Genomic DNA, 22,305 nt, shown 5'->3' with positions numbered 1-22,305 from the left:
GAAGGGCTATCTGCAATCAAGCATATGGTTCTAAAAAACAATTTATAAATAATTTATTGGCATTAGCTTAGTGGCTTCTGCACGGGCCTCAGAACGCATACTGCAAGCGCGTGTAGTAGTAGCCGCCGGTGAAACCGAAGGGCGAGTAACTGCCCCAGTTATCGCCGAACGAAGAGTTGGGCACGCCGATGTGATCGGGGTATTTGTCGAACAGATTCTGGGCGCCAACGGCGACGGTCAGTTGTTTGGTCAGGGCGTAGGCCACGTCGAGGTCGGTGATCCATTTCGCGGAATAGTCGCGGTCGAGGCTCGGGTCGGCGGAGCTGTTGACCTCGGTGTAGGTGCCGTAACGGGTCAGCCGCAAGTTGACGTCGAAGTCGTGAATCGCCCAGTCGGCGGAGAAAATCGCCTTGCTGCTGGGGGAGGTCTTGGTGATCAGCGCGCGAGCCTGGCGTCCCATCAACTGGTAGCCGCTATTGAGGGCCGTGAGTTGCGCCGGGGTTTCGTTGACGCTGAGAATTTGCGTGTGGTTGTAGTTCAGCGCGGCGGTCCATCGCACCGTGCCGAAACTGTTCAGGTTCTGCCGATAGTTACCCACCACATCGACCCCGGAGGTGCGCGTGCTGGCGCCGTTGGTGAAGTACTGCGCGCCGGCGGTGGCGGGTACGCCGATGCTCTCGAGCAGGGACGCAACACCCGGACCCTGGAAGCGTTCGCTGAGTACCAGGCGATCGCGCAGGTTGATCACGTAGCCGTCCACGGTCAGGCTCAGGTCTTCGCTGGGTGTCAGGGCGAATCCGAGGCTGAAGTTGGTCGAGCGTTCCGGCTTCAAGGACTCGGCCCCGAGGGCCTGTGCGCCCGCCGAATCCACCGGCAGAATCACGTAGTTGTAGGACTGGTAGACGCCATTGATGGTGTCGAAACCGGTCGAGCGTGCGGTGAAGACTTCGTTGGCCAGTGACGGCGCTCGGAAGCCGTTGCTGATGGTGCCGCGCACCGAAAACACCGGGTTGAACTCATAGCGGGTGCTGAGCTTGCCGCTGCGCGTGCTGCCCACGCCTTCGTTGTAGTGCTCGTATCGCGCAGCGACGCCCAGGTACCACTGTTCAACGGGGTAGAAGCCCAGGTCGATGTAAGTGGCGACGTTGTTGCGGCTGACTTTTTGCTCGTCGTCAGGGGTGATGCCGTTGGTGACCTGCGCGCCGGGATCAGGCCGTTCTCCGGCGCGGGGATGGCCGACGGGGAACACGTAGCCGCCATCGATGTAAGAAGCTTCGGAGCCGGCGCGCGTCTCGTAGCCATCGCGTCGATGCTCGAAACCGAAGGCGACATCCAGTGGCTTGGCCAAGCCGATGTCGTAGCTGTTTTTCAGGTCGACGTTGCTGGTCCATTGATCGGCGATGTAGATGCCCGAGGTAAATTTGTTCGGCGTGTTTTCCCCCAGTGACGGGTTCTGGTTGTCGTAGGTGCGTTGCTTGGCGTAGTTGCGGCCATAGGTGCTGCTCAGGTCCCAGGCCCAACCGCCGATACCGATGTCGTCGCCGCGGGCGCCGAAGGCTGACTGGAAGTCGGTCTCGTTGACCAGCCAGTAAGGGCTGTAGCCGTCGGGGAAACCGTTGGGGCCAGTGGTGATGGTGTTGCGCCCGTTGGGCAGGCGGAAGTTCTGGCCGTCGTTGTTTTCGCGGGTGGCCAGGGTCGAGAACGAGTAGAGCGTGACGGCGTCGTTCAGCGGCAGGTCGAGGTTGTAGGCGACATCCGCCAACTGGCTGCGCGGCAGGCCATAGCCTTTGTAGGTGTGATGGCTGGCTGTGGCCTCGCGCGGGTCGGGTGAGCCGTCCGATTGTGGATAGTAATGCGAGCTGTAGCCGTTGCTGCCGGCCTTGTTGTCACGCTCCTGATATCGGGTGTCGAGCGAGACGTTGAGCACGCCGGCCTCGCCGACTTCAAAACCGTAATTGAGCGCCTCCGTGGCGGTGCCGCGCTTGCCGTCGTAGTTCTGGCCCAGCGTGGTGTCGGAACTGCCGCCAGTGGTTTGCTTGAGGATGATGTTGATCACCCCGGAGATCGCATCCGATCCGTATTGCGCGGCAGCGCCGTCGCGCAGCACTTCGATGTGATCGATGGAGGCCACCGGGATCAGGTCGAGGTCGCTGGGCGCTGCGCCACTGTTGATGCCGTTGATGTTCAGCGTCGCGCTGGTATGGCGGCGCTTGCCGTTGACCAGCACCAGCACGTGGGAGGCGGTCAGGCCGCGCAGGGTCGCCGAACGCACCACGCCGCTGGCATCCCAACCCGCCCGGTCTGGCAGATTGAACGACGGAATGAATTTACTCAGCGCTTCCAACAGGCTCGGTTTGCCGACCGCGCGCAGTTGGTCGCCAGTCACCACGTCAATCGGCGTCGGGCTGGTGGTGACGGTGCGTTGTTCGGCGCCACGGTTGCCGGTGACGACTACGGTATTGAGGGTCGGCGAACTGGTTTCAGCGGCCTCCAGGCTGAACGAGACGAGGCCGCAGGCAATGGACAACGGGACTAACAAGGGACGATAGGGCGGCGCCGTTCGGCGCGCTGGGCAGTTGAGCATGAACGTGAAACTCCTGAATGGCGGGTGAATTCCGTGTCACTTCTTGCGAGCGGCGACGGCCTCGATTTCAACCAGGCCGCCAGGCAGCGGCAGGGCCACCACCTGAATGGCGGTGCGTGCCGGTTTGTTCGGCTGCGCGCTGCTGCCGAAGAACGGCGTATAGCCTTCCTGCAGTCCGGCAAAATCCAGCTTGCCGCCCTTGGCCGGGTCACCCACCAGGAACACCCGCAGTTGAATCACATCGCCGAGCCCCAGGCCCTGGCTCTCCAAGACGCCTTTGAGTTTGTTGATGATCGAGGTGGTCTGGGTCGCGGTATCGCCGTAGGCGGCAAAGGAATCCTTCGACGCTTTCGGGTCGTGCAGGTCGGCCAAAAGACCACTGACGAACAGCAGTTCAGTTTGTGCCGGTACCGACACCGCCAGCGAGATCGGGAAATTCGAGTTGGGCAAGGCGACGCGTTTGATCTCGTCGGCGTGGCTGGCGAGGGCGGTGGCGGTCATGAGCAGTCCTGTCAGCAATGTGATGGTTTTCATCGTTCAGTCCTTTTATTGAATGGGTCAGGCGGCAACGCCCGGTTGGTTGCGTTCGGCATGTCGGCCGATCAACGAAACGATGCGCCGGGCTGAGTCGGCGGCGCTGTTCTGCCAGATGCCGACACCGCCATGGGCCAGGGCATCGCTGGCCAGATAGGTGCGGCCTTGGGGTTCATTGAGAATCTGGTAGGCGCTTTCGCCGACCTCGTCGTTGACGATCCACGGACCTTTGCTGAACGGCACCTTGGCCCAGTTGATGGCCACCGGTTTTTGCAGCTTGCTGCTGTGTCCGGGGTGCAGCAGCTCCACGGCTTGGCGGGAGGAGGCGAACTGTTCGGCGAGGGATTTCCTGCTGAAGGCCTGGGCCGATTCGCTGGTGTTGTAAGCCGCCACCAGAATGCCTTGGGCGCTGTTGAGACGATCGCTGGGATACCACAGGCCTTTGACTTCATGGTCGAGGTAAGAGAGGCCGCCGTAGATGTTGAAATCGGTTTCCCAGAATCGTGGCGACTGCCAGGCCACCTTGTTCGCCTGATCGCTTTGCGCGGTGAGGATCGCTTGTTTGAACGGCTGGCTGAAGTTGCTCGGCAGCTTGGCCAGCAACGGCAGCGGCACCGTGACGATGGCGTAATCGGCGTTCAGGGTTTGCGTGGCGCCGGTCTTGCGATCGCGGTAGGTAATGCGGCTGCCAAGTTCTGCGGTCTGGATATCGCTGACCTCGGCATTGAAGCGCACCGCGTCTTTGACCTTGTCATAGAACGCATAGGGAATGCGGTCCATGCCACCGACCGGCTGGAACATGGTCGAGGAAAACTCCGGAATTTCATCGAACACCAACGCGCCCCAAAGTTTGGGGTTGAGCAGGGTTTGCAGTTCCAGCGGGGCGCGGGTGATGCCGGTCTGATCACCGGCACCGGGCACTCGTGTATAACCCGAACGTACCGAACCCTTGTATTTGAAATCGGCATTGAGGTCGCCATAGACCTTGAGGAAACTCAACAGCGCCTGACGGTCGTCGGCGGTCAAATCCTGATCCAGGGCTTTGCGGCTGACGGTCCGTGCCAGCAGTTCGGACAGTTGTCCGCGGGTGTCATTGACGGCCTGGCGCAACTGGAACGCCGGTTGTTTCGGGTCCGGCAAAGCCAGAGCGTTGCGGCTGCTGTTGACCAGCACTTGCAGCTCTACACCCAACTCACGGCAGTAGCCGAGGATGGTCTGGTGGTGGCTGGGAATGCGTGCGGGGCCGGCGTTGAAAAACTGTCCGTCATCAAAGTCGACGGTCTGGCTGACACCGTCGTCGAAGTCGATTTTGCTGCCCCGACGCAATGTCCAGTTGCGTCCACCGACCCGCTCCCGGGCTTCAAGAATGGTCACGGTGAAACCGGCCTTGCGCAGCTCATAGGCGCTGACCAGGCCGGAAATCCCGGCACCGACAATCACCACATGTTTGCCTTTGCCACTGCTGCCCAGTTGCAACGGATTGAACGTCGACGCCACGGCCTGAGGCGTCAGCCCCAGCGCACCGAGGGCGCTGACAGTGGCGGAATAGCCACCGACGGCGGCAATGCGGGAAATCAGTTCCCTGCGAGTGAAAGCCATAGTGATGCTCCTTAGATCTTGCTTTGTAGATTCCCTGTAGGAGCTGCCGCAGGCTGCGATCTTTTGATCTTGATCTTGAAAGGCAACATCAAAAGATCGCAGCCTGCGGCAGCTCCTACAGGGGGGATTTGGGAATCAGAGGTCGTAGCGCACGGACAGCAAGAGGGTTCGCGGATCGTTGATCGCGTAGTAACGGGCGCCACTGGAGGGCACGTAGCCGACCGATTGCGGGTAGGCGCGATCGAGCAGGTTTTTCACCGACAGCGTGGTGGTCCAGTGGCCGTCGCCGGAGATGTAGCGGGTGTTGGCGTTCCAGAAGGTCTGCTTGGGGATCTCCTGGATGTCATCGTTCAGTGCGTTGGCGTAGGACTTGGTCTGGAACTGCGCGTCTGTGCCGACCAGCCAGTCGCCGGGCAAACCGGCCGCAATGGTGTAGTTGAGGCCGACACTGGCGTTCCATTTCGGCGAGAACACCAACTGTTTGCCGTTGGCATCGACGCCGGCACCGCTGGCATTTTCGAAGTCGTCGTACTGGCTTTGCAGATAGCCGATGTTGGCGGTCAGTTGCAGGTCGCGGGTCAGCGCGGTCAAGGTTTCCAGCTCGACGCCGTAGGTGTGCGCCTGGCCGACATTAGTCCGCAGGCTCACACCCAGCGCCGGGTCATAGGCGTTGGTTTGCAGGTCGTCGTAGTCGTTGTAGAACAGCGCCAGGTTGGCGCGCAGGCGACGGTCGAAGAAGTCACCCTTGAAGCCGGTTTCCCAAGTGGTCACGTCTTCCGGCGAGAACGCCTGTTCCGCCGCTGCCTGCGTCGGTGCGCGGTTGTCATAGCCGCCAGCCTTGAACCCTTTGGCCACGTAAGCGTACTGGTTGAGGTTCGGCGTCCAGGCGTATTCGAAGCCGATTTTCGGGCTGGTGGATTGCCACGACTTGCTCGAATCGGCGCTGAAGTTGGTGCCGGTGATCTGCCGGTCGGTGGTGATGGCGTAGTTGGTGTAATCGAAGTTCTTGTGCTCGCGGGTGAACCGCAGCCCCGCGATCAGCGACAGCTTTGGCGTGACCTTGTAACTGCCCTGGCCATACAGGGCGTAGCTTTCGGTGTTGGTCGTGCTGTATTGGCCCTGGCCAATGACCCGGTTGCGCGCCACGGAGTAGGTGAGGTTGTCGCGGTCGGCATCGAAGGTTTCGCGGTACAGGTACAGGCCGGTGCTGAAACTGAAATCGTCGTAGTCGCCATTGAGTTGCAGTTCCTGGGTGGCGTAATCCTGCTTGTAGAGAATCAGGTTGTTCTGGATCAGTGCCGCCTGACCCGAGTTGTCATAGTTCACCGGCTGATGGAACGCCGAATAGGCGGTCACCGATTTGATGTTCAGGTGATCGTCGATGGCGTAGATGGCGCGCAGCACCGAGCTGCCTTGGTCCAGGCGGTTTTTCGGATTGAGGCTGCTGTAGCTTTTGAACTTGTCGAAGCGGCCATTGGCGTCGAACGGCGTGTAGCTGGTGGTGTCACCACGGTCGAAGGTGCCGGCCAGGGTCAGTTGCACATCCCAGGGCGAGTCATCCGGGTTGTAGCGCAGCTTGCCGCGGTAAGACTGGATGTCGATGTTGTTCACGTCCGAGCCGCGTGTCGGGTCGGAGACGGTGCCGTCACGGGTCAGGCGGATTGCCGAGAAGCTGCCGAACAACGCGTTGTCCACCAGTGGCCCGCTGATCAGCAGGCGGCCGTTCTGCGCGTTGTAATCACCGGCGCCGAGTTCGAAGAAGCCACGGGTTTCCTGAGTCGGATCGCGGGTGATCACGCGGATCGCCCCGGCGCTGCTGTTGCGTCCATACAGCGTGCCTTGTGGGCCCCGCAGCACTTCGACGCGCTCGACGTCGTTGAAGTCGAGCATCGAAGAAATGGCCCGCGGGATGTACAGGTCATCGGCGTAGACCGCGACGGCTGATTCCTGGATCGGGTCGGTTTCACCGATGCCGCGAATCCCGTAGGTCTGCGCGCTGTAGGAGATCGACTGGCGGCTGAGGGTCAGGTTCGGCACCTGCCCGGAGAGATCGCGGATGCTTTTGATCTGCTTGTCTTCGAGGGCTTTTTCATCGAAAGCGGAAATCGCCAGCGGGGTTTTTTGTAGGTCTTCGCTGTGGTGTTCGGCGGTGACGGTGACGACGGGGAGGGCACCATCCTTGGTGTTTTCTTCGGCGTGGGCCGACAAGCCGAACAGTGCCAGCGACACGGCCAGCGTCAGACGGTTTGAACGGAAAGTGCTGTGCATGGTGATCCCCAGGTACTGTGTTGGCGTTGTCGGTTTTTTTCGGCAAAGCGTTGCCGGGGCCAGGGTTTTAGAGCCGTGGCGGCGGTGGCTTGAGCCGGTTTCTGGTTTGGGTTCAGCGGTGACCGTGGAGTGGTGTCGGCCGGAAAATCTGTCGTTCCGTGGGCCTCCACCTGGTCAGGGGTCGGTGATGGCTGTAACAATATTTACATAAGTAGCGGCTGTAAAAGTCCGATTAGTTATAAGTTAATTATAAAAAAACGGCATTAAGTTAAAAAAACTAAATGCGCAAAGCTGATGTTATTTTTTTGCGGGTACGCATAACCCATGTGGGAGCTAGCCTGCTAGCGATTGCGGTCTGTCAGGCAACATATATGTTGAAACTGAAGGCCTCATCGCTAGCAGGCTAGCTCCCACAGGGGGGTTATATGGGGGGGGAGGATCAATACCCGTGTTGCACGTTCGCTTGATTTTCCAGCGTCAGACCATTGAGGAAACGTTCGAGGTTGGCCAGGAAGCTGTCGGCGATCTCGTGGCGGCTGTTGCTGGAGATAGCCGAGGTATGGGGCGACAGGCGCACCCGCGGATGGCTGTAGAGGGGATGGCCGTCCGGCAAGGGTTCGGGTTCGGTGACGTCCAGCGAAGCCAGGCCGATGCGCCCGCTGTCCAGCGCCTCCAGCAACGCCCCATGGTCAAGCAACCCGCCCCGGGCGATGTTGATCAGGTGCAGCCCCGGCTTGGCGCTGGCGAGCACTGCACTGTCGACGATATGCCGAGTGGCCTCGGTCAACGGTGCGGCCAGCACCAGATGATCGGCGCGCGCAAACAACTCATGGATATCTCGCGCCGCTTCCACCCCTTCAACCTCGAACGGCGTTTGGCTCTGACGCAGCGCCACTACATTGATGCCCAACGCATGCGCCTTGGTCGCCAGGCTGCGGCCAATCGCACCAAAACCGAGTATCCCCAGCGTGGTGCCCTTGAGCGGTGTCAGCGCCGTGAAATTCCATTGCGCGTCATGCACCCAAATGTCCGGCAGATGCTTGGCTGCGGCGAAGATCGCGGCCAAGGCGAACTCGGCGATATTTTCCGCTGCGCTGCCCCGCGAGGTGCTCACGGGTGGACCGTTGAACAACCATTGCGGGTAGAAGTCGATGCCCGAAGACACCACTTGAATCCATTGCAGCCCATAGGGCCAGCCCGGTGGCGGTGTATCCGGTGCCTGATAGCCGCGCACATTGATGGGCCGCGCGAGCAGGACGCTGACTTCCCCCGGCAGGTCGCTCGGCACACCGGCCGGTACGCCAATGACGCGGGCCTCGGGATGGGTTTGACTGAGGCGTTGGCGGATTACTTCGTTGAAGTCTTCATCCAGTTGGCTGGCGATGACAAGCTGGCTCATGGGCGTTCCTTGATCTGGCGCTGGGCGAATACGGCTTTGCCGACGCCTTGCAGGATGGCGTCGTTTTGCGGGGTGTGGACACGGCTGCACAACACGTCGCGGTAATGCCGTTGCAGCGGATTGCTTCGTGACAGCCCCGGGTTGCCGGACGCTTCGATGGCCAGCTCGACGGCGCGAATCGCGTTGCCGGTCACCAGATACTTAAGTTGCGCCGCGTTGCTGGCCGGGGTGTGGCCCTCGGCGGCGGCGTCGAGCAGGCTGCGGTTGGCAAACAGCAACGTGTCGATGTGGCCGACGGTTTCCTGAAAGCGCGGTAGGGTCGACAGCGGGGCGCCGAGGTTGGACGGCGCGCGGGTTTCCAGCCACTGCACCAGCCAGTCGCGGGCGGCTTGGGCAACGCCGTCGTAGACCGAGGACAGCAACACCGACATCCATAGAAAACCATCGCCATCGAGTTCGGCTTGCGGCGCGCTCCAACGGCTGACGCTGACCGCGTGATCCAGCGGCACAAGCACGTTGTCGAACACCACTTCATGGCTGCACGTGGCGCGCATGCCGAGATGGTCCCAGTCCTCGATGATGCTGATGCCCGGCGTGTCCTTGTGCACCAGCCAGGCACCGACCAGCGGGTCCTCGTCGCTGCTGCGCGCCCAGACGCTGAACCAGCTCAGGCCATGGCTGCCGGTGGAGTAGATTTTGCGGCCGCTGATCCGCCAGCCAGCCGACGTGCGTCTCGCCACCGTCGCGGGCAGACCGCCGCGAGCCGGGGTGCCGAGATCAGGTTCGACGCGCAACGCGTTGATCAGTGCGCCATGCTCGACGGCGTCCCGCGCCACCTGCACGCGCAACGCTTCGGGCCAGTTGCGGTTGTCTTGCAGGCGCGAGTGTTGCAGGTACTGCATCACCAGAATCAACGCCGTCGAAGGCTCACCTTTGGCGATTGCGCCGATAGCCTTGCGCGCCTGTGCCAGGCTAGCGCCGCCACCGCCGAACGCTTTGGGCACGGTCAACGCAAGCAGACCGTGCTCCTGCAACAGCTTGAAGTTGTCATGGGGAAAGTCGCCGCTCTCGTCATAAATGTGCGCGGTCGCGGACAGCTGTTCGCTGATGCCTTCAAGCAACGCCTCGAAGTTGGCCACTTCGACCGAGCGCAGCAGGGGCGGGTGTTGGGATGAAAGACTCATGGTGATTTCACTCGATCAAAAAAGATGAGAGCCGCAAGTGAGCGCAGCACAATCCCTGTAGGAGCTGCCGAAGGCTGCGATCTTTTAAAAACAACATCAAAAGATCGCAGCCTTCGGCAGCTCCTACAGGGTCAGGGTTCGGCCTGACTCATAGCGGCAGCAACGGAAAGTTTTTGTCCCACAGCGGGCTGACATCGAGCCGTTCACTCAACACACCGGCGTCGAAAAACAGGTCCGCCACTTCCTGTTGCGAGGCGATGGCCTGGTCGTTCACTTCGATGATTCTCGAGGACTGGCTGCGGTTGTTGTACATGTCGAGGAACACGCTTTTGTCGACGCCCAGCAACTGCGCGGATTTGGCGGCCCAGGGTTCGGGGTTGTTGTTGATCCATTCCAGCGTGCGCGCCTGGCGTTGCAGGTAGTCCTGAATGGCCTGCTTGCGCAGCGGGTCTTCCAGCGCAGCGGGGCGCGCCGCGATCAGGTAGTTGCCGGACAAATAACCCAGCGCGGTTTTCAGCACGCGCGCACCACTGCGGAATTTCGCCAGCTGAATGAACACGCCGTAGATCACCCAGGCATCGAGTTGCCCGCTCTGGAAAGCGCTGAAGCCGTCCTGAGGCGTGAGCGCCACTGCGGTGATGTCCTTCATGGTCAGGCCCTGTTCCTTCAAGGCCTTGATCAGAAAGTAGTGCGAGGTGGTGGAGCGCACGTAACCCACCCGTTTGCCGCGCAATTGCCCGACCGATTCGATCTTCGAGTCCTTGGGAATCAGGAACACTTGATTGTTCACGTCGCCTTGCAGCACCGCGACCAGCTTCGGTTGACGGTGACTCTGGATCGAAAAGATCGGCGGGATTTCACTCATCCCGCCCACGTCCAGACTGCCCGAGGCCAGCGCTTCGACGATCAGGTTGCCGCCGGCGAATTCCGCATACTCGACCTTGTAAGGCGTATTGGCGGTACCGGCGTCTTCGGTGAAGTACGAGTCCTGGCCGCGGTATGTGGCGACGCCCAGGGTCAGGTCCGAAAGGCTGTTGGCTTTGGCGAATGCACGGGACGTCAGCCCGAGTGAGGACAGCCCCAGCGCACCAATGGCAATCGAGCTGGCCGTCAGAAAGCCGCGACGATTGAACTGTCCCTGTGTGATCTTTTTCGTCATGGTCAGGCTCTTGTCAGATGGCGATTTGCACGGGTGTTTGTCCGAGCAAGTGTTCAACCGCACGCAGTATCGGCGCGGCTTCGGTGCGCACCAGCCAGTCCGGGCTGACCTCGGCGAAGGCCACGCTGCCGTCCCGGGCGATGACCACGACGGTCGGTTGCGGCAACTCCCAGGTGCCGGTGCCGGTGGTTTCCCCGATGCTGTTGCCCTTGGCCAACGCGGCGTTGCGCGAAGCCTCGTCGAAGCTGTAGAGAATCCCCAGGCGTCGCCCCAGTTGATTGTCCGGGTCGCTGGCCACTTGCAGCTCAAGGTTGTGGCGGGTCTTTATTTCCACCAGGCGCTCCGGCACTTGCGGGCTGACCGCCACCAGCGGCACACCCAATGCGCGCAGTGGCGCATAGAGCTGACGCTGGTAATAAGGCAGCGCTATGTTGCAGGCCGGGCAACCGGCGAAGCGGAAGAAAATCAGCACCGCCGGTCCCTTGGCCAGCAACTGGTCACGGCTCAGGCTGCCGCCTTCGACCTTCAACAAAGTGAAGGGCTCAAGTGTGTCGCCAGCCCTGACGAAGTCTTCGGTCCTGGCCTCGTTCACCAGGCGTTGGCGCTGGTCGATATTGATCTGCAGGGCCGCGGGTTCCCAGGTCGCCACACGTTGAGCGTGCAAATCCGCCAGCAGGTGATTGAGTGATTCGCTCATGCCAGTGCCTCGCTTTCTTCCCGGACTTCGGTGGTTTGTGCGTGACGGTTGGCAGGCACTGGCAGGCCGAAGTTATCGCGCAAAGTGCTGCCGCTGTATTCGTCGCGGAACAGGCCGCGTTGCTGCAGAACCGGCACCACCAGTTCGGTGAAATATTGCAGACCATCGGGCAGCAGCGAGTTGATGATGAAACCGTCTGCCGCACCTTGCTCGAACCATTTCTGAAGGGCATCGGCGACTTGCTCGGGCGTGCCGACAAAGTCGCGGCGCGGCCTTGAGAAACGCAACGCCACTTCACGCAAGCTCAGGCCTTCGTCCTTGGCCAGTTGCTTGATCCGGTCCGATCCGCCTTTCTGGCTGTTCGAGCCCAAATCGCCCAACTCGGGGAACGGCTCATCCAGTGGGTATTGGCTGAAGTCATGGTCGTTGAATGGACGGCCGAGGGCGACGATGGCGTCCTCGATGGTCACCAACTCCACGGCTTGCTGGTAACGGCTTTGCACTTCAGCTTCGTCGCGGCCGACGATCGGACGGATGCCCGGCAGGATCGACAGTTGCAGCGGGTCGCGGCCGAAGTCGGCAGCGCGTTTTTTCAGGTCCTGATAGTAGGCGCGCGCATCGTCGAAACCTTCGGGGCTGACGAAAATCGCATCGGAGTTTTCCGACGCAAAATTGCGCCCGGCCTCAGAGGTGCCGGCCTGGAAAATCACGGGCTGGCCTTGCTGCGAACGGGAGATGTTGAGCGGACCTTTCACCGAGAAGAACTCGCCCTTGTGCTCCAGTGCATGCAGTTTGCCAGGGGTAAAGAACTCGCCGCTTTGCTTGTCATAGGCGAAGGCATCGTCTTCCCAGGAGTCCCACAGGCCCTTGACCACATTCACGTGCTCTTTGGCGATGCGGTAGCGCACGGCGTGGGGCGGATGTTCGGTCTTGCCGAAGTTGTCGGCAGTGCCGCTCAGCCACGATGTCACCACGTTCCAGCCGGCGCGCCCGCCGCTGATGTGGTCCAGCGAAGCGAACTGGCGGGCGACCTGGAACGGTTCGGTGTAGCTGACGGTGACGGTCGCCACCAGGCCGATGTTGTGGGTCGTGGCGGCCAATGCCGAAAGAATGGTCAGTGGCTCGAAGCGGTTGAGGTAATGCGGGCTGGACTTCGCGTGGATGTGCAGGCTGTCGGCGATAAACACGAAATCGAACTTGGCGGCCTCGGCCAGATGCGCCTGCTGCTGGTAGAAACCAAAGTTCACGCTGGCGTTAGGCTGAGCCTGCGGGTGGCGCCATTCGCCCCATCCGTGACCGACGCCATGGACCATTGCACCGAGTTTCAGTTGGCGTTGTTTGCTCATGGTGTTTCTCCTTTATCCGTCGCAGCGTTAGCGGGATGCCTGATTGAGTGGGGCACGCTTGGCGTTGAAGCTCTTGTCGAAGCCTTGGGAGACGTCGATGTGTTTGTTGAGAATGCCTTCTTGCTGGTAGATGTCGGCGGTGGTTTGCAGGCCGCCGATGACCTGGTCGTCAATCTGCACCGGTTGCATGTGCGTGCCCTTGGCCACGGCGATGTGCACGTCCAGCGGCAGGCCGGTGACGCGCGCCTGGGCGGCGGCATATTCCTCGGGATGGGCGTTGGTCCAGCGATAGGCGCGATCGACCCGGGCGATGAAGTCGTCGAGTTGCTGGCGCTTGTTGGCGATGGCCTGGCTGGTGGCGGCGAAGTACAGATGATTGGTCAGCAGTTTTTCGCCGCTGACCAGCACCTTGGCCTGGTTCTGGGTGGTGGAAATGGTGGTGTAGGGGTCCCAGGTCGACCAGGCGTCCGCGCTGCCGTTGTCCAGCAGGATTCGCGATTCGCTCGGCAGCAGGTAGATGAACTGCACGTCCTGGGTGCTCAGACCGGCACTGCGCAGGGCTTTGATCGCCAGGAAATGGCCGATGGAACCGCGGGTGGTGACGATGCGTTTGCCCTTCAGGTCGCTGGCGTTGTTCAGCGGTGAATCCTTGGGCGCGAGGATGGCGGTGGTGTAGCGACCCTCGGCATGCACAATGCTGACGACCTTGATCGGCGCACCGGCGCCGAGGGCGAACACGTAAGGCGCATCGCCCAGCGCACCGATGTCCACGGCGCCGGCATTCAGCGCTTCACCGAGAGGGGCGGCGGCGGGGAACTCGGAAAACTGGATGTCGTAAGGCACGTTCTTCAGTTCGCCGGACACCTCCAACAGTACTTTGATCGTGGATTTCTGATTGGCAACCAGCAGCGGTTGCAGGTCGGCGGCGTGGCTGGATGCGGCGAAGCCGAGGGTGCAAAAGAGGCTCAACAACAGGGATTTTGCTGACATGGGGTAACTCCAGGCGAAAGTTGTTGCGCTTCGTGTGGCCTCCGCCTGGAGAAGGGGTCGGTCTAGGTTTGAAGTTATCTCTATAAGAATCGTCTGTGAAATTCTTTATGGTTATATGCTAATTATGAAGTTAGCTGATTATCATGGTGATGATTATTAAATAAATGCATTTAATGTCACTTCGCTACCGTAACACCCTTTGGCAGCTGTTACGGTCTGCACGCCTGATTGGTTGTCAGAAGTTGTAAGCCAGCCGTGTGTAGTAATAGGCGCCGCCAAAACCAAACGGCGAGAACTGCCCGTACTTGTAGCCGCCGCCCCAGTCCTGAATGCCGTTTTTGTCCGGGTACACGTTGAACACGTTGTTCGCGCCCAATGCCACGGTCAGGTGCTTGGTCAGCTCGTAGGCGGCATCCAGGTCGGTGATCCACTTGGCGCTGAACTTGCGGTCGTTCGCCGGATTGTTATCGCCCTCGATGTAACTGCCGAAGCGGGTGAGCGCCAGGTTGAGGTTGTAGTCGGTGACTTTCCAGTTGGCGGCCAGGATCAGTTTCGATTGCGGCGTGGCGACGGTCAGATCCTTTTGCAGGCGTCGGTCGAACAGTTGCAGGTTCGAGCCGCTGAGTTGCGGTGGGCTGTCCTGCAGCTTGTCGATTTTGGTCTGGTTCCAGTTGTAGGCGGCGCTCCAGCGAACCTGGCCGTACTCATCCAGTTGCTGGCGATACTCGTTGATGATGTCGATGCCGCGGGTACGGGTGTCGACCGCGTTGGTGTAGTACTGGGCGAACAGACCGGGCGACAAGCCGTTGGCAGCGAGAATCTGCGACACCGCCGGGCCGCCCAGCAGACTGGTGGAAACGATGCGGTCGCGGATGTCGATCTGATAGAGGTCGGTGGTCAGCCGATAGTTCGGCGTGGGCTCGTAGGTGAAGCCGACGCTGTAGTTCAGGGACTTTTCCGGTTTGAGTTTTTCCGCGCCCAGAGCCTGGGCCTCGGGCGTGTCGACCGGCAGCACCTTGACCGGCACCGAAACCTGCTGACCATTGACGACGCCGCCCGAAGTGAAGGTCGACGAGGCATAAATGGTTTGAGCCAGCGATGGCGCTCGGAAGCCGTTATTGATTGTGCCGCGCAGGGCAAAGGCGTCGGTAAAGGCATAGCGCGTCGAGAACTTGCCGCTCCAGGTGCTGCCGATGTCCTGGGTGTAGCGCTCGTAGCGCGCCGCCGTACCGACATACCATTTGTCCGTCACGTCCAGGCCCAGGTCGACATAACTGGCGACGTTGCTGCGACTGATTTCGCCGGCGTCCGCCGGGCTGGTGCCGTTGTAGGAGGCGAGGCCGGGTAACGGGGTTCTGCCGGCAAACGGTCCGCTGGGAATGACGTAGTTGCCGGGGGTATAGGAGGCATAGTCGCCAGGTTCGATCTGGTATTTCTCCCAGCGGTATTCGAAGCCGAACGCCGTTTGCAGCGGATTTTTCAGGCCAATGTCGAAGCCGCGGTTGAAGTCGAGATTGTTGGTCCACTGATCGAAGATCTGCGAGGCCAGATGGAACGAGGTGGGGCTGGTCGGCCCCCAGGACGGGTTGAGCGTGTTGCTGGCATTGAGTGTCGAGTCGTCTTCGCCCCAGGTGGAACTGGCGTCATAGCTCCAGCCACCGACCTCGCCCTTGAAACCGCCCGCGATCTGAAAGTCTTTGGTGCGATTGCGACGTTGGGCGTGGACGCCGTCGGGGTAGGGAGTATCGGGGTCGCCCGCCAGGGAATAGATATCGTTGGGTCGATAGTTGCCGGTGACCTTGGTGGTTTCCATGTAGCTGGCGGTGGAAAACGAGTAGAAGCGCAAATCGTCGTGCAAGGGCAATTCGAGGTTGTAGCTGACGTTGGTGACCTGCTCGCGTCCCAAGCCATAACTGGGGTTCCAGCCGTGACGGTTGACGGTCTGGTCGCGGCTGTCGGGAAACCCCGGCGATGAATACAGGTTGCCGGTGGCACTGCCGCTGAGGTCGAACGGCTCTTGCTCCTTGCTGTCGAGCGCCAGGTTGGCGAAACCGTCGTTCGGCAGCGCCAGGCCGTAGTTGATGGTCTGGTGCACCGTGTCGCCGTCGCCGCTGTCATAGCGCCCGAACGACGTTTCGGCACTGCCGCCGCTGTCATTTTCCTTGAGGATGATGTTGATCACCCCGGCAATGGCGTCCGAGCCGTATTGCGCGGAGGCACCGTCGCGCAGCACTTCAATATGGTCGATTGCCGAGACCGGAATCAGGTCCAGGTTGACCGGCACGGCGGCGGTGCCGATGCGCGCGAGGTTGTTGATCAACGCCGTGTTGTGCCGGCGCTTGCCGTTCACCAACACCAGCACTTGATCACCCGACAGACCGCGCATGGTCACGCCGCGAACCGACCACGACGTACCACCGCCGTTGATCGCCGGCAGGTTGAACGAGGGCAGCAAACGGGCGAGCAGTTCCTTGAGGCCGACCTTGCCGCTGGCTTGCAGTTGCTCGGCGCTGATTACATCGATGGGCGAGGGGCTGTCGGTGATGGTGCGCTGCTGATTGCCGCGGTTACCGGTCACCACCACGGTGTTGAGGGTCTTGTCCGGCTCACTGCTCTCGGCATGAGCCTGAATGCTCGCTGCCAGCAAACTCAAGGCAGCAGCGGCGTAATAGTCGTATTTCACTCGGGGGCTGGATGAACGCATGACACCAATTCCTGGAAGATTGCCTGTTCAGCCTCCACCTGGAGAGGGGTCGGATGTGGGGGGGTAACACAGCCCCGTAGCAACTGCCGAGCGTGCGAGGCTGCGTCCGGCTACGCAGCAGTCGTAAATTCAGGCGACGCGGTGTGTCAGAAACACAACGTTCCGGGATCGACGACTGCTTCGCAGCCGGACGCAGCCTCGCAGGCTCGGCAGCTGCTACGGGTGGGGGTTAGATCACGAAGAAGCCGTGGGTGCCGTCGCGGGCCAACTGGTCGACCAGTCCGAACTCCCAATCGAGGTAGGCCTGCATCGCTTCGCGCGGGTTGTCGGTGCCTTCATAAGGACGGCGATAGCGATCGATGCGTGGCGAAGCGAGGCGGGTTTCGCCTTCCTCAAGAGGCTGTTGCGCGGCGATCCAGCTGGCCGTGCCGCCCTTGAGCAGGAACACCGCTTTACCGGTCAACGCCTCGACCTCGGCGACTGCCAGTCGAGCCAGTTGACTGCTGCCGCAGGTCAGCACATAGCGCTCCGCTGGCGGCACCTTGGCCAACGCTTCACGCAGTTGCCCGCGCAAGGCCCACCATGCACCGGGGATGTGGCGCTTGACGTAGTTGGCGCTGCTGGTGAAATCCAGCACGGCGATGTCGTCATGGCTCAACCATTGCGACAGTGTCTCGGGGCTGATTTCTTCGGCCTGGCGTGGCGCGGGAACGGGCGCCTGCCATGCACCTATTTCGCGGAAGTGCGCAGGTTGCACGTCATCGAGCACGTGCACCTCCCACCCCAGTTGTGCGAGCCAGGACGCCGACATGTTGGCCCGCACACCGTCGTCATCGACCAACACCAGACGGGCGCCGCGCACACTGGCGAAGTGATCGGTTTCCTGGACCAATTGGCCGCCGGGTGTCGAGCGGGCGTGGGGCAGGTGGCCGGCTTCAAATTCTTCCGGGGTACGTACGTCGAACAGGTAAGTGCTGCGGGTCGGTTCCTGTTGCCAGCGCTGCAAATCCGCCAGTGTGGCGCGACCCACCAGCGCTTTGTCGGCGACGCGACGGGCATCGCGTGCGGCAATTTGCCGATGCTCTTCGCTGGTTGGCGCGAAGCGGCGCGACTGGCCGTGCTGCAGTTTTTGACCGGCGAGAGTCCAGCCGATGGTGCCGTTGCGCAAAGCCGAAACCGGGTTGGCGATGCCGGAGTTGATCAACGATTGCGTGCCGATAATGCTGCGCGTGCGGCCCGCGCAATTGACGATGATGCGCGTGGCCGGGTCCGGTGCCAGCTCGCGGGCGCGCAACACCAGTTCGGCCCCCGGTACGCTGATGCCGGTGGGAATGCTCATGGTCTGGTACTCATCGAAACGCCGGGCATCGAGCACCACCACGTCGGCTTCGCTGTCGAGCAATGCCTGGACTTCCTCCGCCGCAAGCGACGGTGTGTGGCGCTGGCTTTCCACCAGTTCACCAAAAGCTTTGCTCGGCACGTTGACGTCAATGAACAGTTCGCCACCGGCGCGGCGCCAACCGTCCAGTCCGCCTTCGAGCAGGCTGACATGGGTGTAGCCCAAATCTTGCAGACGTTGCACGGCGATGCTCGCCAGACCTTCGCCATTGTCGTAGACGGTCACTTGGGTATCGGGCCTTGGAATCCGCGAGTACACCTCAAGCTCAAGTTTCGACAAGGGAATGTTGGCGGCGAACAGCGGGTGCGATTCAGCGAAGGGCGCTTCCTCGCGCACATCCACCAGCGCCAGTTCTTCACGGTTCAGCAGGGCCTGACGAATGTCGGCGTAGGAGCGGGTGAGTGCAGTGCTCATAGGGCTTGGCTCTCTTTGGACAGATCCCAAATGTTGGGGAGAAGGGCGTTGGAGTAACCGGAGATGAACAGCTTTTCGCTGCCGTCGGGCTGATACACCGCGCGGCGCACAGCCCCGATGTTGGCGCCGTAGACATGAATGCTGATCGAGACCTGATCATCGAAAGCGTTGCTGACCTGGTGGATGTCACCGATTTTCGGTGACACCGCTTCGACCTGACCCGGCCGCAGTTGTACCCGGCCACCGTCGGCGATCAAGGCGCCGTCGCGGTTGCGCTGGAACCCTTGCGAGTACTCCGCGCCGCGCAACATGCCGATCAACCCCCATACCCGATGGTCATGGATCGGTGTGCTTTGCCCCGGCCCCCAGACAAAACTGACGATGCTGAACCGCTGCCGTGAATCGGCATGCAGCAGGTATTGCTGATAGCGCTCCGGGTCGGGGCGGGCAAAGTCTTCGGGCAGCCAGTCGTCATGGCTGACCAGTTGACCGAGTAGCTTGCCGCCACGATGCAACAGGTCACCCTCGCGAGGGTGGCTGTCGATCAGTTCCGCCAAGGCGCCTATGAATGCTCTGAGTCTCTCCGGGTGTCGGGCCTGGGTCATGGCGATTCCATCGTTCGTTGTGAATGTTGACCCTTTGATTTAAGCATAATGTTTTATATCAATATGCGATTGTTTAATGATTAGGTTATAGCTGAAAGGAATTTATAACCCTATCGCATAGCGCCAGACGCTATTGATCGAAGGGCCGGCGTGGGCCGGGCTATCCTTCTTTGGGCAATAGAACTATGCTTTTCAGACATCTTATTGACTGTTCTCTATGTGCGGGCCAAATGAAAATTGATGATATCGACGCCTTCGTCGAAGTGATTCGTTGCCAGTCCATCAGCCATGCCGCCGAGTCGCTGCAATTGACTCAGCCGGCCATCACGCGGCGCGTGCAGAACTTTGAGCAGGCGTTGGGTGTGGAATTGTTCGATCGCAACACCAAACCGCTCAAGCCCACGCTGATCGGTACGCGGGTGTATGAGCAGTGCCGGGTGATCCTGCGGGAAATGGATGCACTGCGCGAACTGGTGGCCACTGATGCGCCGCCCACCGGGCTTTTACGCCTGGGTGTTCCGCAAACCATTGGCGATGTGGTGCTGCTCGATGCGCTCAAGCACCTGCGCGTCGAATACCCCGAGCTGCGGGCACAAGTAGCCACGGGGTGGGGCAGCCAACTGGTGAGCAAGATCGAGCGCGGAGAGCTGGACGCGACGGCGGCATTGTTCCCGGCCGGGAAGATTTTCCCGGACAACATTGTCGGTGAGTCGATCGGCAAGATGGAGCTGGTGGTGGTGTGCGCCAAGGCGCAACTGCCCAAGCGACCGTGCAAGCTCGCCGACATTTATCAGCATGGCTGGATTCTCAACCCCGACGGCTGCGGCTTCCGCGCCGGGCTGCAACGAACCTTGTCGGACCAGGGCCTGGCCTTGAGGGTTAATCTGGAAACCTTCGGCACCGAACTGCAACTGGGGCTGGTCGCCGATGGCCTGGGTCTGGGGCTGGTGCCACGGCCGTTGCTGGAGCGCAGCGCGCATTTCGATCAGTTGGCGGTGATGCCGCTCAAGGATTTCAAACCGGTGATGGACCTGTGGCTGATCTATCCGCACTTCCTTGGCAACCTGCAAGGACCGGTCGATGCCTTTGGCAAACTGGTTGCCGGATCGTTGCACAAGATCAAGAGTGCAGCGTGACGCCCTGGTGGATAATAAAAAAAAATAATAATTAGCTTAGATTAAAATGTGCTTTTTATTATTTTTTGCCTTCCCCTAGGCTTGCTGGAAGTCCTTAAGGCCATCCAGGAAGTTTTGCCATGAGTAGCGTCAGTCCGTTATCCAGCATTTCGAAAAATGTACGTCAACGCGTCACTCCCGAAGAGTGGGAAGTGCGTGTCAAACTGGCCGCCGCCTATCGCTTGGCGGCCTTGTTCAAGTGGACCGACCACATCTACACGCATTTTTCGGCACGGGTGCCGGGGCCGGACGAGCATTTCCTGATCAATGCCTTCGGTCTGTTGTTCGATGAAATCAGCGCCTCGAACCTGGTCAAGGTCGACATCGACGGCAGCATTGTCGATGACCCCACCGGGCTCGGCATCAACCCTGCCGGTTATGTGATTCACAGCGCGATTCACGCGGCACGTCCCGACCTGCAAGCCGTCCTGCATACCCATACCCGCGACGGCATTGCCGTGTCCGCACAGCGCGACGGGTTGTTGCCAATTTCCCAGCATTCGATTGGTTTCTCCGGGCGCGTGGCTTATCACGGCTACGAGGGCGTAGCGCTGGACCTCGACGAGCGCGAGCGTCTGGTGGCGGATCTCGGTGATAAAAGTGTGTTGATCCTGCGCAATCACGGCTTGCTCACGGCGGGCGTCAGTGTCGAGCATGCGTTTCAACAGCTGCATGGCCTGGAGCGGGCGTGCAACATTCAGATCGCAGCGCAGGCTGCCGGTAACGTTGAACTGATTTTCCCGCCGGCCGAAGTCGTGGCCAAAGTCGAGAAACAGGCCGAAGTGTTCAAGAGTGGCACCGGACCGGGCGTGGCACGGCACTGGGATGCGTTGATTCGTCAGCTGGAACGTAGCGATACGTCTTACAAGGAATAGCTGGAGGCTAGATCAAAAAGATCGCAGCCTGCGGCAGCTCCTACAGGTTTTGAGTACACCCGGGAATTCCCGGGTGTCCACGTCTCTGTAGGAGCTGCCGCAGGCTGCGATCTTTGTGGTTATGACGTCAGGATCAGGCGACTTTTTCCGCCGCTTGCCGCTCACGCTCGGCCACCAGTTTGCGGGTCAGCGGGATCAGGCGTTTGCCGTAGTCGATGGCGTCTTCAAGCGGGTCGAAGCCGCGGATGAGGAAGGTGGTGATGCCCAGGTCGTAGTAGTCGAGCAACGCTTCTGCCACTTGTTCCGGCGTGCCGACCAGTGAGGTCGAGTTGCCTTGTGCGCCCAGCAAGCCGGCGATGCCGGTCCATAGGCGCTTGTCCAGGCGCGAGCCTTGGGCGGCAGCGGCCAGCAGGCGGCGTGAGCCTTCGTTCGGTGGTTCGCGGCGCACGAAACCGCTCTGCTCGGCCAGTGCGGTGGCCTGTTGCAGGATACGCTCGGCACGTTCCCAGGCCAGGTCTTCGGTGTCCGCCAGAATCGGGCGTAACGACAAACTGAAGCGAATCTTGCGGCCATGTTTGGCGGCTTCAGCGCGGACCTGCTTCACCACATCGCGTACTTGTTCGTAGGTTTCGCCCCACAGCGCGTACACGTCCGCATGCTTGCCCGCGACCTCGATGGCCGCCTTCGATGAACCGCCAAAGTACAAGGGAATGTGCGGTTGTTGCGGCGACTTCACCGAAGAGTGCGCACCCTCGACCTGGTAATACTTGCCCTCATAGTCGAACGGCTTTTCGCTGGTCCATTCCTGACGCAGCACGTCGAGGTATTCGTCGGTGCGCGCATAGCGCTCGTCCTTGCCTATGAAGCTGCCATCGGCGCGCAGTTCACGATCATCGCCGCCGGTGATGATGTGCACGGCGGTGCGCCCGCCATTCAAAACGTCGAGGGTGGTGAACTGGCGTGCAGCCAGGGTCGGCGCGGCAAAACCCGGGCGGTGGGCAATCAGAAACTTGAGGTTTTTGGTCACGCTGGCAGCCTGCGAGGCAATCAGTGTGCTGTCCGGGCTGTTGGAGTGGAAGGCGATCAAGGCCCGATCAAACCCGGCCTCGTCGTGTGCGCGGGCCACTGTTTCCACGTAGTCAGGCTGCAGAACAGGGCCGCTGCGCGGATGGATTTCCGAAGAATGGTGACCGCCGATGTAGCCGATGAATTCAATACTCATGGGAGTTCCTTGTCGTTGGATAAGCATGGTTCAAGCCTCCACCTGGCATTGGGGTCGGTCTGTAGGGCCAAAAATAGGCGTAGCGGTCGGGGCTGTGAAATGCCGTTTGGTTCTAAGTTAATTATTAAAATAAAGAATTAAGATAATTGGT

General features: G+C 60.7%; 16 protein-coding genes. 2 read left to right on the top strand and 14 right to left on the bottom strand.

Annotated features, from left to right (window positions below; genetic code table 11):
* Positions 1 to 88: 88 nt before the first annotated feature.
* The 13 genes from KVG88_RS06240 to KVG88_RS06180 form a co-directional block, all read right to left on the bottom strand.
* Positions 89 to 2,584 carry a TonB-dependent receptor plug domain-containing protein gene (locus tag KVG88_RS06240; protein ID WP_217870713.1) on the bottom strand — a complete coding sequence of 832 codons (2,496 nt, stop codon included), beginning with the start codon at positions 2,582 to 2,584 and terminating at the stop codon, positions 89 to 91.
* Positions 2,585 to 2,620: 36 nt separating this feature from the next.
* Complete coding sequence (locus tag KVG88_RS06235; RefSeq protein WP_217870711.1) at positions 2,621 to 3,118, bottom strand: RidA family protein; 498 nt, start codon at positions 3,116 to 3,118, stop codon at positions 2,621 to 2,623.
* A 24-nt stretch (positions 3,119 to 3,142) separates the two neighbouring features.
* The gene (locus tag KVG88_RS06230; protein ID WP_217870709.1) at positions 3,143 to 4,717 is read right to left on the bottom strand and encodes a flavin monoamine oxidase family protein; all 1,575 of its coding nucleotides are present in this window, start codon (positions 4,715 to 4,717) and stop codon (positions 3,143 to 3,145) included.
* Positions 4,718 to 4,852: 135 nt separating this feature from the next.
* Entirely contained in the window at positions 4,853 to 6,985 is a 2,133-nt protein-coding gene (locus KVG88_RS06225) for a TonB-dependent receptor (protein WP_217870708.1), read from the bottom strand.
* Between the two features lie 439 nt (positions 6,986 to 7,424).
* A complete protein-coding gene (locus KVG88_RS06220) occupies positions 7,425 to 8,384 on the bottom strand; it encodes a D-isomer specific 2-hydroxyacid dehydrogenase family protein (protein ID WP_217870706.1) in 960 nt (319 codons plus the stop codon).
* The gene (locus KVG88_RS06215; protein ID WP_217870700.1) at positions 8,381 to 9,568 is read right to left on the bottom strand and encodes an acyl-CoA dehydrogenase family protein; all 1,188 of its coding nucleotides are present in this window, start codon (positions 9,566 to 9,568) and stop codon (positions 8,381 to 8,383) included. The genes KVG88_RS06220 and KVG88_RS06215 overlap by 4 nt, the downstream gene beginning before the upstream one ends.
* Before the next feature lie 148 nt (positions 9,569 to 9,716).
* Positions 9,717 to 10,727 (bottom strand): ABC transporter substrate-binding protein, encoded by a 1,011-nt coding sequence (locus tag KVG88_RS06210; RefSeq protein ID WP_217870699.1) that lies wholly within the window; start codon positions 10,725 to 10,727, stop codon positions 9,717 to 9,719.
* A gap of 13 nt (positions 10,728 to 10,740) precedes the next feature.
* The gene (locus tag KVG88_RS06205) at positions 10,741 to 11,424 is read right to left on the bottom strand and encodes a peroxiredoxin-like family protein (protein WP_217870697.1); all 684 of its coding nucleotides are present in this window, start codon (positions 11,422 to 11,424) and stop codon (positions 10,741 to 10,743) included.
* Positions 11,421 to 12,770, bottom strand: coding sequence for an LLM class flavin-dependent oxidoreductase (locus KVG88_RS06200; RefSeq protein WP_217870695.1), 1,350 nt, complete (start codon positions 12,768 to 12,770; stop codon positions 11,421 to 11,423). The genes KVG88_RS06205 and KVG88_RS06200 overlap by 4 nt, the downstream gene beginning before the upstream one ends.
* 27 nt (positions 12,771 to 12,797) lie before the next feature.
* On the bottom strand, positions 12,798 to 13,760 hold the full coding sequence (locus KVG88_RS06195; protein WP_150704940.1) for an ABC transporter substrate-binding protein: 963 nt from the start codon (positions 13,758 to 13,760) through the stop codon (positions 12,798 to 12,800).
* A 235-nt stretch (positions 13,761 to 13,995) separates the two neighbouring features.
* On the bottom strand, positions 13,996 to 16,464 hold the full coding sequence (locus KVG88_RS06190; RefSeq protein ID WP_217870694.1) for a TonB-dependent receptor plug domain-containing protein: 2,469 nt from the start codon (positions 16,462 to 16,464) through the stop codon (positions 13,996 to 13,998).
* A 229-nt stretch (positions 16,465 to 16,693) separates the two neighbouring features.
* Positions 16,694 to 18,277: a rhodanese homology domain-containing protein gene (locus KVG88_RS06185; protein WP_217870693.1), complete on the bottom strand. Its 1,584-nt coding sequence runs from the start codon at positions 18,275 to 18,277 to the stop codon at positions 16,694 to 16,696.
* On the bottom strand, positions 18,274 to 18,882 hold the full coding sequence (locus tag KVG88_RS06180; protein WP_217870692.1) for a cysteine dioxygenase family protein: 609 nt from the start codon (positions 18,880 to 18,882) through the stop codon (positions 18,274 to 18,276). The genes KVG88_RS06185 and KVG88_RS06180 overlap by 4 nt, the downstream gene beginning before the upstream one ends.
* Positions 18,883 to 19,112: 230 nt before the next feature.
* On the opposite strand from KVG88_RS06180, the gene KVG88_RS06175 reads away from it, so the two are divergent.
* A complete protein-coding gene (locus tag KVG88_RS06175; RefSeq protein ID WP_217870691.1) occupies positions 19,113 to 20,018 on the top strand; it encodes a LysR family transcriptional regulator in 906 nt (301 codons plus the stop codon).
* Positions 20,019 to 20,137: 119 nt separating this feature from the next.
* Complete coding sequence (locus KVG88_RS06170; RefSeq protein ID WP_150704945.1) at positions 20,138 to 20,932, top strand: class II aldolase/adducin family protein; 795 nt, start codon at positions 20,138 to 20,140, stop codon at positions 20,930 to 20,932.
* Between the two features lie 133 nt (positions 20,933 to 21,065).
* On the opposite strand, the gene KVG88_RS06165 is transcribed toward KVG88_RS06170, so the two are convergent.
* On the bottom strand, positions 21,066 to 22,154 hold the full coding sequence (locus KVG88_RS06165) for an LLM class flavin-dependent oxidoreductase (RefSeq protein ID WP_217870690.1): 1,089 nt from the start codon (positions 22,152 to 22,154) through the stop codon (positions 21,066 to 21,068).
* Positions 22,155 to 22,305: the final 151 nt, after the last annotated feature.

This window comes from Pseudomonas azerbaijanoccidentalis, assembly GCF_019145495.1.
Taxonomy (GTDB): domain Bacteria; phylum Pseudomonadota; class Gammaproteobacteria; order Pseudomonadales; family Pseudomonadaceae; genus Aquipseudomonas; species Aquipseudomonas azerbaijanoccidentalis.
The sequence above is the reverse complement of the archived record's forward strand: the minus strand, read 5'-3'. Positions and strand labels throughout refer to the sequence as shown.